General features: G+C 65.8%; 15 protein-coding genes. 9 read left to right on the forward strand and 6 right to left on the reverse strand.

The features are described 5' to 3' along the window. Positions 1–32: 32 nt before the first annotated feature. From AB7290_RS00930 to dnaK, 3 genes are all read right to left on the reverse strand, one after another. Positions 33–632, reverse strand: a complete 600-nt coding sequence (locus AB7290_RS00930) for a class I SAM-dependent methyltransferase (RefSeq protein ID WP_028148799.1) — start codon at positions 630–632, stop codon at positions 33–35. 88 nt (positions 633–720) lie between these two features. Next, the gene (gene dnaJ, locus AB7290_RS00935; RefSeq protein WP_063980245.1) at positions 721–1,848 is read right to left on the reverse strand and encodes a molecular chaperone DnaJ; all 1,128 of its coding nucleotides are present in this window, start codon (positions 1,846–1,848) and stop codon (positions 721–723) included. Between the two features lie 245 nt (positions 1,849–2,093). After that, positions 2,094–3,995 (reverse strand): molecular chaperone DnaK, encoded by a 1,902-nt coding sequence (gene dnaK / locus AB7290_RS00940; RefSeq protein WP_028148797.1) that lies wholly within the window; start codon positions 3,993–3,995, stop codon positions 2,094–2,096. Positions 3,996–4,390: 395 nt separating this feature from the next. Between dnaK and AB7290_RS00945 the strand changes: the two genes are divergently transcribed. Both AB7290_RS00945 and pncA read left to right on the forward strand, forming a co-directional pair. Further along, positions 4,391–5,332 (forward strand): hypothetical protein, encoded by a 942-nt coding sequence (locus AB7290_RS00945; RefSeq protein WP_085404974.1) that lies wholly within the window; start codon positions 4,391–4,393, stop codon positions 5,330–5,332. A gap of 113 nt (positions 5,333–5,445) precedes the next feature. Further along, positions 5,446–6,168 carry a bifunctional nicotinamidase/pyrazinamidase gene (pncA, locus tag AB7290_RS00950; RefSeq protein ID WP_028155509.1) on the forward strand — a complete coding sequence of 241 codons (723 nt, stop codon included), beginning with the start codon at positions 5,446–5,448 and terminating at the stop codon, positions 6,166–6,168. Between the two features lie 71 nt (positions 6,169–6,239). On the opposite strand, the gene grpE is transcribed toward pncA, so the two are convergent. Together grpE and hrcA are read right to left on the reverse strand one after the other, a co-directional pair. Continuing rightward, positions 6,240–6,845: a nucleotide exchange factor GrpE gene (gene grpE / locus AB7290_RS00955; protein WP_063980247.1), complete on the reverse strand. Its 606-nt coding sequence runs from the start codon at positions 6,843–6,845 to the stop codon at positions 6,240–6,242. Positions 6,846–6,941: 96 nt separating this feature from the next. Continuing rightward, positions 6,942–8,030 carry a heat-inducible transcriptional repressor HrcA gene (gene hrcA, locus AB7290_RS00960; protein WP_063980248.1) on the reverse strand — a complete coding sequence of 363 codons (1,089 nt, stop codon included), beginning with the start codon at positions 8,028–8,030 and terminating at the stop codon, positions 6,942–6,944. 168 nt (positions 8,031–8,198) lie between these two features. Between hrcA and rph the strand changes: the two genes are divergently transcribed. The 3 genes from rph to hemW are packed head-to-tail and all read left to right on the forward strand — an operon-like array spanning position 8,199 to position 10,700. Next, positions 8,199–8,912: a ribonuclease PH gene (rph, locus tag AB7290_RS00965; RefSeq protein WP_014490830.1), complete on the forward strand. Its 714-nt coding sequence runs from the start codon at positions 8,199–8,201 to the stop codon at positions 8,910–8,912. Between the two features lie 11 nt (positions 8,913–8,923). Next, positions 8,924–9,559, forward strand: a complete 636-nt coding sequence (rdgB, locus tag AB7290_RS00970; protein ID WP_085404973.1) for an RdgB/HAM1 family non-canonical purine NTP pyrophosphatase — start codon at positions 8,924–8,926, stop codon at positions 9,557–9,559. Beyond that, positions 9,546–10,700 (forward strand): radical SAM family heme chaperone HemW, encoded by a 1,155-nt coding sequence (gene hemW, locus AB7290_RS00975; RefSeq protein WP_085404972.1) that lies wholly within the window; start codon positions 9,546–9,548, stop codon positions 10,698–10,700. The genes rdgB and hemW overlap by 14 nt, the downstream gene beginning before the upstream one ends. A 101-nt stretch (positions 10,701–10,801) precedes the next feature. Here hemW and AB7290_RS00980 read toward each other — a convergent pair whose 3' ends face one another. After that, a complete protein-coding gene (locus AB7290_RS00980) occupies positions 10,802–12,043 on the reverse strand; it encodes a penicillin-binding protein activator (RefSeq protein WP_085404971.1) in 1,242 nt (413 codons plus the stop codon). Positions 12,044–12,382: 339 nt separating this feature from the next. Between AB7290_RS00980 and rsmI the strand changes: the two genes are divergently transcribed. The 4 genes from rsmI (at position 12,383) to cpaB (ending at position 15,903) form a co-directional block, all read left to right on the forward strand. Beyond that, entirely contained in the window at positions 12,383–13,333 is a 951-nt protein-coding gene (gene rsmI, locus AB7290_RS00985; RefSeq protein WP_354077165.1) for a 16S rRNA (cytidine(1402)-2'-O)-methyltransferase, read from the forward strand. After that, positions 13,320–13,718: a YraN family protein gene (locus tag AB7290_RS00990; protein WP_028155515.1), complete on the forward strand. Its 399-nt coding sequence runs from the start codon at positions 13,320–13,322 to the stop codon at positions 13,716–13,718. The genes rsmI and AB7290_RS00990 overlap by 14 nt, the downstream gene beginning before the upstream one ends. Positions 13,719–13,728: 10 nt before the next feature. Then, on the forward strand, positions 13,729–14,673 hold the full coding sequence (gshB, locus tag AB7290_RS00995; protein WP_085404969.1) for a glutathione synthase: 945 nt from the start codon (positions 13,729–13,731) through the stop codon (positions 14,671–14,673). Positions 14,674–15,087: 414 nt separating this feature from the next. Continuing rightward, on the forward strand, positions 15,088–15,903 hold the full coding sequence (gene cpaB, locus AB7290_RS01000) for a Flp pilus assembly protein CpaB (protein WP_014490823.1): 816 nt from the start codon (positions 15,088–15,090) through the stop codon (positions 15,901–15,903). Positions 15,904–15,914: the final 11 nt, after the last annotated feature.

The raw sequence follows: 15,914 nt of genomic DNA on the forward strand, positions 1-15,914 counted from the left end.
AGTCCGCCGCGCAAAAGGGAATGCCGACGGAATTAGTCCTTGCGATACACCCAGACGCGGGCCGGCGGAAGGTTCATCCAGATCCGTTCCGAGGCCTCTGTGGACACGCCGGGCAGCGATTTCGGGATCGGCGGCACCACCGCATAGGTGAACTGCACGAAGGGCGCGCCCGGGGTCAGCGCCGCGAAGGCGTCGCGGACCAGCCGGAGCCGCGTCAGCATCGGTTTTGTCACGAGCGGAAGGCCGGAGACGACGGCGGAGGCCGGCGCGCTGAGCACGTTCCAGAGCGTGTCGCGCAGGCGATAAGCATCGCCCTGCACCACCTTGGCTTGCGGATAGCGGTCGCGCAGCAAGGCGCAGAAGCCGGGATTGTATTCGACGAGGACGAGGCGCTTCTGGTCGACGCCCCGCTCGACCAGGGCCGAGGTGATAGCGCCGGTGCCGGGCCCGAGCTCGACCACGGGTGCGTCTGAATTGACGTCGACGTAATGCGCCATGGTCCGGGCGAGCAGCTTGCCCGAAGGCATCACTGCACCCATGTGCAGCGGCTTTTCGATCCACGACCTTAGAAAGCGCACCTCGTCGTCGAGACGGGGCTTCTTCAACGCACGCGCGGACGATGGCAATGGCATGTCGGGACCGGACGGGACCGCGGGACCGCGGCGTGTCAGAAAATGGTCATAAACAGGTATAGGCCGAAGGCGATACGGTCAAGACGAGTCAGGTCGCCCGATTACTGAATAGATCCTTGACCTTGGCGAAGAAGCCGACCGATTCCGGCTGGGTATTGCCGGAGGAGAGCTTTTCGAATTCCGCCAGCAATTCCTGCTGCTTCTTGGTGAGATTCTGCGGGGTCTCGACGGCAACCTGAACGTACATGTCGCCCATCTGGCGCGAGCGCAGCACCGGCATGCCTTTTGATGCAATGCGGAATCGGCGGCCCGACTGGGTTCCGGCCGGCACCTTCACCTTGGTTTTGCCGCTGTCGATGGTCGGCACCTCGAATTCGCCGCCGAGGGCGGCCGTCACCATCGAGATCGGCACCCGGCAGTGCAAATCGGCGCCGTCGCGCTGGAAGAGCTGGTGCTGGGCCAGCGACAGGAAGATGTAGAGGTCGCCGGGCGGGCCGCCGCGAACCCCGGCCTCGCCTTCGCCGGCGAGCCTGATCCGGGTGCCGTCCTCGACCCCCGGGGGAATGTTGACCGACAGTGTTCGCTCGCGGGTGACCCGGCCCTGGCCGGAGCAGGACGGGCAGGCATCCTCGATCATCTGGCCGCGGCCCTGGCAGCTCGGACAGGTGCGCTCCAGCGTGAAGAAGCCCTGCGACTGTCGCACGCGGCCAGCGCCGCCGCAGCTCGAGCAGGTCTTCGGCTTGGTGCCGGCCTTGGCGCCGATGCCCGAGCAGGCCTCGCAGGTGACCGAGACCGGAATCTCGATCTGCGCGGTCTTGCCGCCAAAGGCTTCCTCGAGCGTGATTTCCATGTTGTAGCGCAGGTCGGCGCCACGCTCGCGGCCACCGCGGCCGCGCTGCCCGGCCATGCCGAACAGGTCTTCGAAGATGTCGGAGAAGGAGGAGGCGAAGCCCGCACCGAAACCGGCGCCGCCGCCGCCCTGCTCGAAGGCCGCATGGCCGAAGCGGTCATAGGCCGCGCGCTTGTCCTTGTCCTTGAGGACCTCGTAGGCCTCGTTGATTTCCTTGAACTTGACTTCGCTGGTGTCGTCCCCGGGGTTGCGGTCCGGGTGGAATTTCATCGCAAGCTTGCGGAAGGACGATTTCAGGACGGAATCGTCGGCAGTGCGTTCGACTTCGAGCGTTTCGTAATAGCAGCGCTTGGTGGACGTGGACATGTTGAACTCGGTCTATCCAATCGCGATTCAAGTCGGAGCGGAACAACGTCGCCAGGAGACGATATAGGCAGCCCTTTGCTTCGCGGCAGAGGGCGGCACGGCGACGTTCATCATAACGGCTGGGAATTGATCGATCGTAACGGGGACACGCCCCGCCGAGCCCAACACGACGGCCTCCCCCGTGGGGGAGGAGGCCGGTTGCGCGTGTGGGGTCCAAGCCGTCCGCATCATCACCCTCTTGGGGATCAGGCGGACTTCTTGTTGTTCTTGTCGTCGTCGACTTCGGTGAATTCCGCGTCGACGACGTCGTCCTTGGCCGCATCCTTCTTGGCGTCGGCCTCGGCCTGCTGCTTGTACATGGCCTCGCCGAGCTTCATCGAAGCCTGGGCCAGCGTCTGGGTCTTGGCCTTGATCGCCTCGGCATCGTCGCCCTTCAGCGCTTCCTTGAGGTCGCTGACGGCATCCTCGATGGCGCGGCGCTCGGGCTCAGCGACCTTCGAACCGTGCTCGGCCAGGGCCTTCTCGGTCGAATGCACCAAGCCATCCGCCTCGTTCTTGGCGGTGACGGCCTCGCGGCGCTTCTTGTCCGCCTCGGCGTTGGCCTCGGCGTCCTTGACCATCTTCTCGATGTCGGCTTCCGACAGGCCGCCGGAGGCCTGGATGCGGATCTGCTGCTCCTTGGCCGTGGCCTTGTCCTTGGCCGAGACGTTGACGATGCCGTTGGCGTCGATGTCGAAGGTCACCTCGATCTGCGGCATGCCGCGCGGAGCCGGCGGAATGCCCATCAGGTCGAACTGGCCGAGCATCTTGTTGTCGGCCGCCATTTCACGCTCGCCCTGGAAGACGCGGATGGTGACCGCGTTCTGGTTGTCCTCGGCAGTCGAGAACACCTGGCTCTTCTTGGTCGGGATCGTGGTGTTGCGGTCGATGATGCGGGTGAACACGCCGCCCAGCGTCTCGATGCCCAGCGACAGCGGGGTCACGTCGAGCAGCAGCACGTCCTTGACGTCGCCCTGGAGCACGCCGGCCTGGATCGCGGCACCGATCGCCACGACTTCGTCCGGGTTGACGCCCTTGTGCGGCTCCTTGCCGAACAGCTGCTTCACGACTTCCTGGACCTTCGGCATGCGCGACATGCCGCCGACCAGAACGACTTCGCCGATCTCACCGGCGGTGACGCCGGCGTCCTTCAGCGCCTTGCGGCAGGGCTCGACCGTCTTCTGGACGAGGTCGTCGACCAGCGCCTCGAACTTGGCGCGGGTGAGCTTCATCGTCAGATGCTTGGGGCCGGTCTGGTCCGCGGTGATGAAGGGCAGGTTGATCTCGGTCTGCGTCGTCGACGACAGCTCGATCTTGGCCTTTTCAGCGGCTTCCTTCAGGCGCTGCAACGCGAGCTTGTCGTTGCGCAGGTTGATGCCCTGCTCCTTCTGGAACTCGTCGGCCAGATAACCCACGAGGCGCATGTCGAAGTCTTCGCCGCCGAGGAAGGTGTCGCCGTTGGTCGACTTCACCTCGAACACGCCGTCGCCGATTTCGAGAATGGAGATATCGAACGTGCCGCCGCCGAGATCGTACACGGCGATCGTGCCGGTCTTGGTCTTGTCCAGACCATAGGCGAGCGCGGCCGCGGTCGGCTCGTTGATGATGCGCAGCACTTCAAGGCCCGCGATCTTGCCGGCGTCCTTGGTCGCCTGGCGCTGGGCGTCGTTGAAGTAAGCGGGAACGGTGATGACGGCCTGGTCGACCTTCTGGCCGAGATGGGCCTCCGCGGTCTCCTTCATCTTCTGCAGGATGAACGCAGACACCTGCGAGGGCGAGTAGGTCTGGCCGTCGGCCTCGACCCAGGCGTCGCCGTTGGAAGCCTTCACGATCTTGTACGGAACGAGCTTCTTGTCCTTCTCGACCATCGGGTCGTCGTAGCGGCGGCCGATGAGGCGCTTCACTGCGAAGAACGTACGCTCGGGATTGGTAACGGCCTGGCGCTTGGCAGGCTGGCCGACGAGGCGCTCACCGTCGTCCGTCACGGCGACGATCGAAGGCGTCGTGCGCATGCCTTCGGAATTCTCGATGACTTTGGCGTTCTTGCCATCCATCACGGCGACGCACGAATTCGTGGTGCCGAGGTCGATCCCAATGACCTTTCCCATGGTCCTGATATCCTTGTTTTTGCGGCAGGTTGGCTGGGCCCAAGAGGCACCCGCTCCAAACCCCCTAAGATCAAACATCCGCGATATTGCGATGGTTGACGCTCATATAGGAGGGGGGGAGGGGCCCGCAAGGACCGAACGCAAGTTTCGGCCATGAAAACATTGGGTTTTGGAAGATCATATCCGGGCTCAACCGCCCTTGCGGGTGAGGAATTATTAACAGGTTCAGGCGTCAGCCGGCCCCCGCCACCGTGATCTGCCCCGCCCTGTTACCGGCGGGCCAAACCCGTTAAAAGGCGGGCGGCCGGACCGCCGCCATCAAGGCGGCTTTGCGCGACAAAGCGGCCCAATGGCCGACCATCGAACGGCCTCAATGTGAACCAATCAGAGTGCCCATGAAGCTCATTCGCCCCCTCGCCGCGCTCGCCGTTCTCGTCGCCACGGCGCTTCCCGCCCTTGCGGCCGATGCCGTTTTCCCGCCCGGCTTGCGCCTCGGCATGGTGCCGCTGGTCGGCCTGAGCACGGCCAAGACGTTTCCGGGCTTCGAGAGCGAGGACGGCAGCGTCAAGGTGCTGATCACCGAGCTGCCGCCGGCGGCCTATGGCGAGGTCGTGAGCGCCTTCAATTCCAATCCCGGCGGCACCGCCGGCGTCAAGCAGGACAAGCTCGAGACCCCCGCGGGTCTTGCTTATTTCACCATGGAAAGCGGCAAGGCCGGCGAGACGCCGGTGAAGCGCTACTCGATGATCGTGCCGGGCGCCGGTTTCTCCGGCTATGTCGCGGTGCAGATCCCGGAGAACGCGACCAAGATCTACACCGACGAGGCGGTGCGGCAGATGTTTGCGAGCGCCGTCACCCGCAAGCAGGTCTCGGCCGAAGAGCAGATCGGGCTGATGCCGTTCAAGATCACCGATCTCGCCGATTTCAAGGACATCCGCACCCTGGCGCCGGGCTCCAGCATCATCCTGGCCGACGGCAATGAGAGCTCGGGCTATGAATCCAAGCCGTTCATGATCCTCGGCCTGATCGGCGCCACCCCGCAGCAGGCCGACGATCGCGCCCGCTTTGCCCAGGAGGCCGCGTTGCAGATTCCCGGCGTGCGCGAATCCCGCGTCACCATGTCGGAGCCGATCCGCATCAACGGCCAGCAGGGTTTTGAGACCCGGATCGACGGCGTCAGCGGCAAGGACAAGACGCCCGTGACCGTGGTGCAGTGGATCCGCTTCTCGAGCGGCGGTGCCTCGCTGCGCATCATCGCCAGCGCCCCGCGCGACCAGTGGTCGGCCGCCTTCACCCGCTTCCGCGCCGTGCGCGACGGCATCCAGCCCAAGGGTTAGTCTCAAGGGTTAGCCCAAGCGCTGGACAGAACCGGCTGCATTTTCGGGCTTCTGTTCGTATACGAACGGAACTAGGCTTCCTTCCATTGGATCATCCTGGAGGGAGGCGAACGATGCTTGATCGACGACAAATCCTCGCGGCGCTTGGGACAAGCGCTCTCGTAGCCCTTGCTCCAACCGCGCTCCTTGCGGCCGCATCGATCAAGCCGGACGATGCCTCCGCGCTGCTCGTGATCGACGTGCAAAACTGCTTCCTGCCCGGCGGCAGCCTCGCCGTGAAGGAAGGCGAGCAGGTCGTTCCCGTCATCAACAAGATGGCGAAAGCGTTTGCGAACGTGGTGATGACTCAGGACTGGCACACGCCGGGCCACATTTCGTTTGCGTCGGTGCACTCCGGCAAGAAGCCGTTCGAGACCGTCGACCTCCCTTACGGCAAGCAGGTGCTGTGGCCCGACCATTGCGTGCAGGGCACCGACGGCGCCGCGCTGTCGAAGGATCTTGCGATCCCGCATGCCGAGCTCATCATCCGCAAGGGTTTTCACAAGGACGTCGACAGCTATTCGGCCTTCCTGGAAGCCGACGGCAAGACCTCGACAGGCCTCGCCGGTTACCTGAAGGGCCGCAAGATCAAGCGCGTCTTCGTCGCCGGCCTCGCGACAGACTTCTGCGTCGCCTGGACCGCGCTCGACGCGCGCAAGGCGGGCTTCGAGGTCTATGTGGTGGAGGACGCCTGCCGCGGCATCGACACGCAGGGTTCGCTCGCAAAAGCCTGGGCCGACATGGCCAAGGCCGGCGTGAAGCGGATCCAGTCCGCGGATATCGCGGTGAGCGCGTAAGATAGCAATCGGTCGTTCCGGGGCGATGCAAGGCATCGAACCCGGAATGACGCCAAGGCTTAGTTCGCCGCTCAGTTCACTTCGTTGCTGTTCGCAGCCGGCGCAGCCTTCGTGCCGCCCTTGGCGACACCGACCAGCGCCGGGCGCAGCACGCGCTCGCCGATGGTGTAGCCGGCCTGCATGACCTGCACGACGGTGCCCGCAGGCACCGACGCATCCGGCACCTCGTACATCGCCTGCTGGAAGTTCGGGTCGAACTTCTGGCCCTGCGGATCGAACTTCTTGACGCCGTGCTTTTCCAGCGCGTTGAGCAGCGAGCGCTCGGTGAGCTCGACGCCCTCGATCAGCGAGGTCAGGCCCGGATCGGCCGCGGCACGGGCCTCGGCCGGAACGGCATCGAGCGCACGCTGGAGATTGTCGGCGATGTCGAGCACGTCGCGGGCGAAGCCGGTGATGCCGTAGAGGCGGGCATCGGCGACTTCCTTGGTGGTGCGCTTGCGCAGATTTTCCATCTCGGCCAGCGTCCGCAGCATGCGGTCGCGCGCCTCGGCGGCTTCCTTCTGCAACAGCTCGACCGAGCCGGGCTCCGGATCGTCGGGCATGATGTAGGGTTTTGACACCACCGGCTCGTCGGTCGGTGGGGTCGTGTCGTCGGGCTGCCGGTCTCGATCGGTCATCGGCTCTCTTCTCGAACTCGTCTCAAGGGATTGTTGGCCCGGATATCGTGCCTAAGCTCACGAAAATCAAGCGCCCGTGATCGGAGGAAACGCCGATCAGCCCCCCAGGAGGCGGCTGACGATGCGCGCGGCGTAGTCCACGGTCGGGATTACGCGGGCATAATTCAGCCGCGTCGGCCCGATCACGCCCAAAACACCGACGATGTGGCCGGCGGCATCCCGATAGGGCGAGATGATGGTGGAGGAGCCCGACAAGGAAAACAGTTTGTTCTCCGAACCGATGAAGATCCGCACGCCCTCAGCGGTCTCGGCGCGCCCCAGAAGGTCGATCACGCCGCGCTTGGTCTCGAGATCGTCGAACAGCAGGCGAACGCGCTCGAGATCCTCCAGCGCGTGCAGATCCTCGAGCAGATTGGCGTGGCCGCGAACGATCAGCTGGCGGTCCTCGTTCTCGCCGCCGGACCAGCTCGCAATGCCGGCCGAAATCACCTTCTGCGTCAGTTGGTCGAGCTCGGCACGGGCTTCGCCGAGCGCGGTTTCGAGCTCGAGCCGCGCCTCGGCCAGCGTGCGGCCGCGGATCCGCGCGTTGAGGAAATTACCGGCTTCCGTGAGCGCCGAGGAGGGAACTCCCGGCGGCAGCGACAGCACGCGGTTTTCGACCTGACCGTCCTCGCCGACCAGGATCACCAGCGCCTTTTCGGGTTCCAGCCGGACGAATTCGATGTGTTTCAGCCGCGCATTGGATTTCGGGGTCAACACGACCGCTGCGGCGCGGGTGAGACCGGACAGCCGCGTCAGCGCCTCCGACAGCGCCGCCTCGACCGATTGGGCGTGACCCACCGACGTCAACTGGCTCTGGATCGACTGCCGCTCGGCGTCATTGAGGTCGCCGACCTGCATCAGGGCGTCGACGAAGAAGCGTAAGCCCAGTTCCGTCGGCAAACGGCCGGCGGAGGTGTGGGGCGCATAGATCAGGCCGAGCTGTTCCAGGTCGGCCATGACGTTGCGGACCGAGGCCGGCGACAGCGGCATCGCGATCAGCCGCGAGATATTGCGCGAGCCGACCGGCTCGCCGGTCGCGAGATAGCTTTCGACAATTTGACGAAAGATGTCGCGGGAGCGCTCGTTGAGCTGGGCGAGGCCTGCGCGCGGCGCGATCAGATGGATCGGATCGTGATGGGCCACGGACGGTAACTCCTCTCAGACGCTTATAATTTGTCCATCCCGGAGGGTTCTGACAAGCGTGGCGTTTGCGGGGTGGAAAACCCGGGGTGAAAAAGCCTTGCCGCCCACCCTCACCCCACCTACAAGCACCGCGAATAGCCCTTTTCCGAGAGTTTTGGAGGATTTCCCATGCGGCCAAGCCGCCGTGCGCCCGACGAATTGCGCCCCGTGACGCTGGAGCGCGGCGTGGTCAAATATGCGGAAGGCTCCTGCCTGGTGAAATTCGGCGACACCCATGTGCTGGTCACCGCCACGCTGGAAGACCGCCTGCCGCCGTGGCTGAAGGGCCAGGGCCGCGGCTGGGTCACCGCCGAATACGGCATGCTGCCCCGCGCGACCTCCGAACGCACCCGCCGCGAGGCCTCCGCCGGCAAGCAAAGCGGCCGCACCGTCGAGATTCAGCGCCTGATCGGCCGCTCGCTTCGCACCATCGTCGATCTCGAAGCGCTCGGTGAGCGCCAGATCACGGTCGATTGCGACGTGCTCCAGGCCGACGGTGGCACGCGCACGGCCTCGATCACCGGTGCCTGGGTCGCGCTCGCCGATTGCATCAACTGGATGAAGGCGCGCAACATGATCAAGGCCAAGGTGCTGCGCGACAACGTCGCCGCGATCTCCTGCGGCATCTACAACGGCACGCCCGTGCTCGACCTCGACTATGCTGAGGATTCGGAGGCCCAGACCGACGCCAATTTCGTCCTGACCGGCGATGGCCGCATCATCGAGGTGCAGGGCACCGCGGAACGCGAACCGTTCACGCAGGACGAATTCCTCGCGCTGATGGCGCTGGCCCAGAAGGGTATCGCGCGGCTCGTGGACTTGCAGAAACTGGCCGTGGCGTAGTCAATAGGCCCATGCACCGCCGAATCACCGGAAAGCTCGTCATCGCGACCCACAATCCCGGCAAGCTCGCCGAGATGAAGGAGTTGCTCGCGCCTTGCGGCATCGAGGCGGTGTCGGCCGGTGAGCTCGGCCTGCCCGAGCCCGACGAGACCGGCAACGATTTCCGCAGCAATGCCGCGATCAAGGCGATCGCGGCGGCGCGGGCGACCAAGCTTCCCTCCTTCGCCGACGATTCCGGCATCGTGGTCGACGCGCTCGATGGCGCGCCCGGCATCTACAGCGCGCGCTGGGCTGGTCCAGCAAAGGATTTTGCCGCCGCGATGGCGCAGATCGAGCGCCTGTTGCAGGAGCGCGGCGCCACCACGCCCGACAAGCGCACCGCGCATTTCGTATCCGCGCTCTGCGTCGCCTGGCCCGACGATCATCTCGAAGAGGTCGAGGCGCGCGTCGACGGCAGCTTGGTCTGGCCGCCGCGCGGCACGGCCGGCTTCGGTTATGATCCGATGTTCCTGCCCAATGGCCACGATCGCACGTTCGGCGAGATGACCAGCATCGAGAAGCACGGCCTGCCGCCGCTTGGCCTCGGCCTGTCGCATCGCGCCCGCGCCTTCGTGAAACTGGCGGAGATCTGCCTTGAGCCGCGCTAAGCAAGCTTTCGGCGTCTATGTGCACTGGCCGTTCTGCCTGTCGAAGTGCCCCTATTGCGACTTCAACAGCCACGTCCGCCACGCCGCGATCGACGAGACGCGCTTCGCTTCAGCTTTCGCGCGTGAAATCGAAACGACCGCACAGCGTGCGCCCGGGCGTGAAGTCACCTCGATCTTCCTCGGCGGCGGCACGCCGTCGCTGATGCAGCCCGCAACCGTCGGCGCGGTGCTCGATGCGATCGGCAAGCACTGGACTGTCGCCAGCGATGTCGAAGTGACGCTCGAGGCAAACCCGACCAGTGTCGAGGCCACGCGTTTTGCCGGCTATCGCGCCGCCGGTGTCAACCGCGTCTCGCTCGGCGTGCAGGCCCTCGACGATGCCTCGCTGAAAGCGCTGGGCCGCATGCACAGCGCCCGCGAGGCGCTCGATGCGGTCGCCATCGCGCGCCGCTCGTTCGACCGTTATTCGTTCGACCTGATCTACGCCCGCCCCGACCAGACGCCGGCGATGTGGGCCGACGAGCTGCGTCTGGCGATCGACGAAGCGGCGGAGCATCTGTCGCTCTATCAATTGACGATCGAGGAAGGCACGCCGTTCTTCGGCCTGCACCAGGCCGGCAAATTGAAGACGCCGGACGAAGCGGTCGCGCGCGCGCTCTACGACGTGACGCAGGAGACCTGCGACAAGCTCGGCCTGCCCGCCTACGAGATTTCAAATCACGCGCGGCGCGGCGCCGAATGCCGGCACAATCTGGTGTACTGGCGCGGCGATGAATATGCCGGCATCGGCCCCGGTGCCCATGGCCGCCTCGACATCGACGGTATCAGGCACGCCACCGCCACCGAGAAGCGTCCCGAGGCCTGGCTGATGCGGGTCGAGACCAACGGCCACGGCAACGTCACCGACGATCTCCTCAACAGCGAGGAGCGCGCCGACGAATTTTTGCTGATGGGATTGCGTCTCGCCGAGGGCATCGACCCCGAGCGCTACAGCGCGCTGTCGGGCCGACCGCTCGATCCCAAGCGCATCGCGCTGTTGCGCGAAGAAGGTGCGATCATCGTCGATGCGACAGGGCGCTTGCGGGTCACGAGCAGCGGATTTCCGGTGCTTGATGCAGTGGTCGCGGATCTGGCGGCATAGCGAGCTGCCGTAGCCCGGATGGAGCGCAGCGTAATCCGGGACGCTTTCGCCACTCGGATAGAACCCGGATTGCGCTGCGCTCCATCCGGGCTACGAAGCCATCAAGCCCCAAAACTCTTCGGCGAGCCCGCGACCGCCACGCCACCACCTGTCGTCACCTTCATCACCGCTAACCCACGCTCATTCGTGCCATCGGCGCGGAAGCGGAACAGGCCGTCGATGCCGGCGAAGCCTGAAGGGTTGGTGAGCACGTCCGGCGAGAAGCGCGTCGGGCCTTGCGTGCGCGCGAGCGCGGCGACGAGGGCGACCGCGTCATAGGCGAGCGTCGCGGTGCGGATCGGCTCGGCGCCGTATTTGGTGCGGTAGCGGCCGGAGAAGGCGCGGAAGCCGGCCGGGTCCGGCGCGGCGTAGAGACCGCCTTGCAAGTTTGCATTGGCATAGACGCGCGGACTGTCCCACAGGCCGGTGCCGAGCAGCTGGATGTTGCGCAAATTCGCGCCCGCGGCCGTCATCGCATCGGCCACCGCGACGACGGCATCGCCGTCATCGGCGATGAACAGCGCATCCGCGCTGCCGAGCTGCTGCGCCACGGTACGTGCCGGCGTCGCGCGATCGGCGCCGTATTTCTCGAAGGCGACAATGCGGCCGCCGCGCCGCGGCACCGCCGCCTTCACCGCGGCCTCGACGACATTGCCATAGGCGTTGTCGGGCACGAGCACGGCGACCGAGCGCTTTCCGATGCTCGCGGAATATTCGACGATGCGGTTGACGTCGGACTCCGGCAGGAAGCTCAGCAGAAAGACGCCGCGGCCGGCGATGCTGGAATCGGTCGAGAACGCGATCACCGAGATGCCGCGCGTACGCGCGACCTGCGCCACCGCCGGCACCGACTGCGCGAACAGCGGGCCCAAAATGATCTCGGCGCCCTCGTCGACCGCCTGCTGCGCCCCCGCCTGCGCGCCTTGCGGGCTGCCGTTGTCGTCCTTGATCAGGAGCTGGATATTGGGATTCTGGAACTCGGCCAGCGCCATCTCGGCGGCGTTGCGCATCGACTGCGCGGCGAGGCCGGCATTGCCGGCGGCCGAGAGCGGCAGGATCACGGCAACCTTCACCCCGCCGCTGCCGGCGGTGGTGGCCTGTTGCGGCGGGCCGGCCGGCTGAGCCGGGGCCGGGGCCGGGGAGGAGCTGCTGAACGGGTTGGAAAACTGGCTGAGACTCTGCTGCACGCCGGCGCAGGCCGACAGCAAGGGGGCGCCGAGCAACAGGCCGAGCGCGCTCCGCCGGGTCGCCCCTGATAATCGAGAGCCCTGAACGGGAGATTTTGGATCGCGCGGGCCCAGCATCACAACTTCTCTTCTGACCGGCCGTCGGCCGGCCGGTCACAACATTCTTTCCACGACACAAGCCGCGGATTTAGGCATATTGTCGGCAAATAGTTAACTAAAACAAAAGGATAATGACCACTTAACGCGGCCGCACCTCAAGCCCTGGCTAGCTGTCCACCATCCGTCACCCGCATCAAGGCGGCGTTTCCGCCGCGAATGTGGCGCCGACGCTTCATTCCCTCTGCAATGTGATGCCGGATGGATCACATTCCAGTCCTTCCTCACCCCTGACCTGGCGCGATCTTTTTCCGAGGACCGGTTCCCAGCCCCCGGGATCATGCCTAAGTTCGATTCATTATGCGCGTAAAGCCGAGCCCGATAAATACACCTGAGACGACGGATCCCGCCTCGCGCGGTTTCTCCATCGACGCCCATCGGCTGACGGCGCCGAAGGCGGCGCCGGGCCTCCATCTGGTCGCCACCCCCATCGGCAATCTCGGCGACATCACGCTGCGCGCGCTTCAGACGCTCGCCGGCGTCGACGTCATCGCCTGCGAGGACACCCGCATCACGCGGCGCCTGACCGAGCGCTACGCCATCACGGCGCAGCTCAAGCAATATCACGAGCACAACGCCGAAGCGGCGCGTCCGAGGATCCTGGAGGCGCTGGGGCAGGGCGGCTCGATCGCACTGGTGTCGGATGCCGGCACGCCGCTGATCTCCGACCCCGGTTTCAAGCTGGTGCGCGAGGTCTGCGCAGCCGGCCATGCGGTCTACGCGCTGCCCGGCCCGTCCTCGGTGCTGGCCGCGCTGTCGGTCGCCGCATTGCCGACCGACCGCTTCTTCTTCGAGGGCTTTCTGCCGGCGAAATCCGCCGCGCGAAAGTCGCGCCTTGCAGAGCTCGCCCGCATCGATGCGACGCTGGTGATGTTCGACTCCGGCAACCGCGTGCAGGACACGCTCGCCGAGCTTGCCGAGATCATGGGGACGCGCGAAGCCGCGATCTGCCGCGAATTGACGAAACTGCACGAGGAGATTTCGCGCGCGCCGCTGCAGGAGCTGGCACGCGGGGCGGACACGCTGGAGACGCGCGGCGAATTCGTGCTGGTGATCGCGCCGCCTGCGGCGGACGCGGAGCTGCTGACGCCGGATGCGCTCGACGGTCTCCTGCGCGAGCAGCTCGCCGCGCACAGCGTCAAGGACGCCGTCGCGCATGCGGTCGCGCTCTCGGGCCGGCCGCGCCGCGAGGTCTATGCCCGCGCGCTCGAGCTCGCAAAGGGCCTGAGGGACGGCGATGGCGAAGACTGAGGGCGCGGAACCGAAAGTCGCCTCGCCCGAGCGCGTCGCCGCGTTCCGCACCGGCATCTCCGCGGAGAGCCGCGCCGCCGCCTATCTCATGGCCAAGGGCTACCGCATCCTCGCCAGGCGCTACCGCACCCCCCATGGCGAGATCGACATCGTGGCGCGCCGCCGCAACCTGATCGCCTTCGTCGAGGTCAAGGCCCGCGCGACGCTGGATGACGCCGCCTTCGCCGTGACCCCGCGCCAGCAGCAGCGCATCATCGACGCCGCGCAAGGCTGGCTCGTGGCGCATCCCGAGCATGCCGAATTCGAACTGCGATTCGACGCCATGCTGATTGCGCCGCGCTCACTTCCGCGCCATGTGTTGGCGGCATTCGACGCCTCGACCTGAAAGGCAGACCATGAAACTGAACGTCGCCGTCCAGATGGACCCCATCGCCCGTATCAACATCAAGGGCGATTCCACCTTTGCACTGCTCCTGGAGGCGCAGAAGCGCGGCCACGGCCTGTCCTATTACACGCCCGACAAGCTCTCGATGGTCGGCGAGGAGATCGTCGCGCCCATTCAGCTCCTGACCGTGCGCGACGAGCCCGGCAATCACTTCACGCTGGGCGAGCCCAGGCGCGAAGCGCTCAACGGCTTCGACGTCGTGCTGCTGCGCCAGGATCCGCCGTTCGATCTCGCCTACATCACCTCGACGCATTTCCTGGAGCGCATCCATCCGAAGACGCTGGTCGTCAACAACCCCGCCTCGGTGCGCAACGCGCCGGAAAAACTGTTCGTGATGAACTTTCCGCAGCTGATGCCGCCGACGCTGATCTCGCGCGACCTCGACGAGATCAACGCGTTCCGGGATAAGCACGGCGCCGTCGTCATGAAGCCGCTGCACGGCCATGGCGGCGCGGCGGTGTTCCGCGTGATGCCGCAGGACATGAATTTCGGCTCGCTATTCGACATGTTCTCGGTAACCTTCAAGGAGCCGTGGGTGATCCAGCAGTTCATCCCCGAGGTGAAGCACGGCGACAAGCGCATCATCCTGGTCAACGGCGAGTTCGCCGGCGCGGTCAACCGCGTGCCGGCCGCCGACGACCTCCGCTCCAACATGGTGCGTGGCGGCGCCGCGCAGGAAACCGAGCTCACGCCACGCGAGCGCGAGATCTGCGCGACCGTCGGCCCGGCGCTGCGCGAGCACGGCCTGCTGTTCGTCGGCATCGACGTCATCAACGGCAACCTCACCGAGATCAACGTGACGTCGCCGACGGGCATCCGCGCCATCGCGCGGCTCGGCGGTCCGGATGTCGCGGCGAAGGTCTGGGACGTGATCGAGCAGAAGCGGGCGAAGTAGGGCGCTCACTCGTAGCCCGGATGGAGCGCAGCGAAATCCGGGATCTCACAACGCGCTGCACGAGCCCGGATTGCGCTTCGCTCCATCCGGGCTACGGACATCAATTGAAACACGAGGAAGTACGCTCCTCACCCTGAGGAGCGACTACCGCGCACGCTGCGCGAAGCGCCGATGACTAACCACCCATTCACCATGACGTCGCGCGCATCGTTCGAACGAACGTCCCGCCCTGCGTGAATCTACGGGGCCATTGGCCGAGCGGATAACGCGACGTTCACCATCTGCCCAGAACGCGCATCGTCACGGGCCATCACACTCGGCCTCGCAACACCCCTTATACTTTTACTCCCTACTCATCGACGCAGGGGAACCCGCCACGTGCGGTTCGAGTGCCCCGCGTAAGAGTAGAAGCGTATGAACACCGCACGCATTGTCGTTCTCGTCATCGCGCTGGGCGCCGGCGGCGTCGCTGCGTATCTGGCGAGCGGCTTTGACAACAAGCCCGCGCCTGCCCTTCCCGTCGCCGAGAAGCTGCCGACGGTCGAGGTGCTGATCGCGAAGAACGACATCCAGCTCGGCCAGGCCGTCAAGCCCGAGGATCTGCAATGGCAGTCCTGGCCGGCGGCGACCGCGAGCAGCGCCTTCATCCGCCGCGACAGCAGGCCCGACGCCCAGACCCAGATCGCAGGCTCGATCGCGCGCGTGCCGTTGATGCAGGGCGAGCCGATCCGCGAGCAGAAGCTGGTGCGGGCCGAGGGCTCGGGCTTCATGGCCGCGATCCTGCCCTCCGGCATGCGGGCCGTCTCCACCGAGATTTCAGCCGAGACCGGCGCCGGCGGCTTCATCCTGCCGAACGACCGCGTAGACATCGTTCTGACGCGGCGCCTGAAGAATCCCGATGGCGCCAACGGCGCGACCGGCGGCAACGACCTGATCCTGTCCGAGGTCATCCTGAGCAACATCCGCGTGCTCGCGATCGACCAGGCGCCGAAAGAAAAAGACGGCCAGAACGCCGTGCTCGGCAAGACCGTCACGCTCGAGCTCAAGCCGGACCAGGTTGCGACGCTGTCGGCCTCGCGCCAGGGCGGCACGCTGACGCTCGCGTTGCGAAGCATCGCCGATGCCAACGCGTCGGAGATTTCGATCGAAGACCTGGCGGCCAAGCGGCCCGGCGGCGTGAACGTGATCCGCTACGGGGTGCAGGCACGGCAACTGACGTCACAGAAGTGATGATGGGGACA

The sequence above is a fragment of the Bradyrhizobium sp. 613_E4_N2_2 genome, assembly GCF_052075995.1.
Classification (GTDB): domain Bacteria; phylum Pseudomonadota; class Alphaproteobacteria; order Rhizobiales; family Xanthobacteraceae; genus Bradyrhizobium; species Bradyrhizobium barranii.

Coding starts and splice junctions, on each gene's coding strand:
- AB7290_RS00930 (WP_028148799.1), bottom strand. CDS start 632: ATGCCATTGCCATCGTCCGCGCGTGCGTTGAAGAAGCCCCGTCTCGAC.
- dnaJ (WP_063980245.1), bottom strand. CDS start 1,848: ATGTCCACGTCCACCAAGCGCTGCTATTACGAAACGCTCGAAGTCGAA.
- dnaK (WP_028148797.1), bottom strand. CDS start 3,995: ATGGGAAAGGTCATTGGGATCGACCTCGGCACCACGAATTCGTGCGTC.
- AB7290_RS00945 (WP_085404974.1), top strand. CDS start 4,391: ATGAAGCTCATTCGCCCCCTCGCCGCGCTCGCCGTTCTCGTCGCCACG.
- pncA (WP_028155509.1), top strand. CDS start 5,446: ATGCTTGATCGACGACAAATCCTCGCGGCGCTTGGGACAAGCGCTCTC.
- grpE (WP_063980247.1), bottom strand. CDS start 6,845: ATGACCGATCGAGACCGGCAGCCCGACGACACGACCCCACCGACCGAC.
- rph (WP_014490830.1), top strand. CDS start 8,199: ATGCGGCCAAGCCGCCGTGCGCCCGACGAATTGCGCCCCGTGACGCTG.
- rdgB (WP_085404973.1), top strand. CDS start 8,924: ATGCACCGCCGAATCACCGGAAAGCTCGTCATCGCGACCCACAATCCC.
- AB7290_RS00980 (WP_085404971.1), bottom strand. CDS start 12,043: ATGCTGGGCCCGCGCGATCCAAAATCTCCCGTTCAGGGCTCTCGATTA.
- rsmI (WP_354077165.1), top strand. CDS start 12,383: ATGCGCGTAAAGCCGAGCCCGATAAATACACCTGAGACGACGGATCCC.
- AB7290_RS00990 (WP_028155515.1), top strand. CDS start 13,320: ATGGCGAAGACTGAGGGCGCGGAACCGAAAGTCGCCTCGCCCGAGCGC.
- gshB (WP_085404969.1), top strand. CDS start 13,729: ATGAAACTGAACGTCGCCGTCCAGATGGACCCCATCGCCCGTATCAAC.
- cpaB (WP_014490823.1), top strand. CDS start 15,088: ATGAACACCGCACGCATTGTCGTTCTCGTCATCGCGCTGGGCGCCGGC.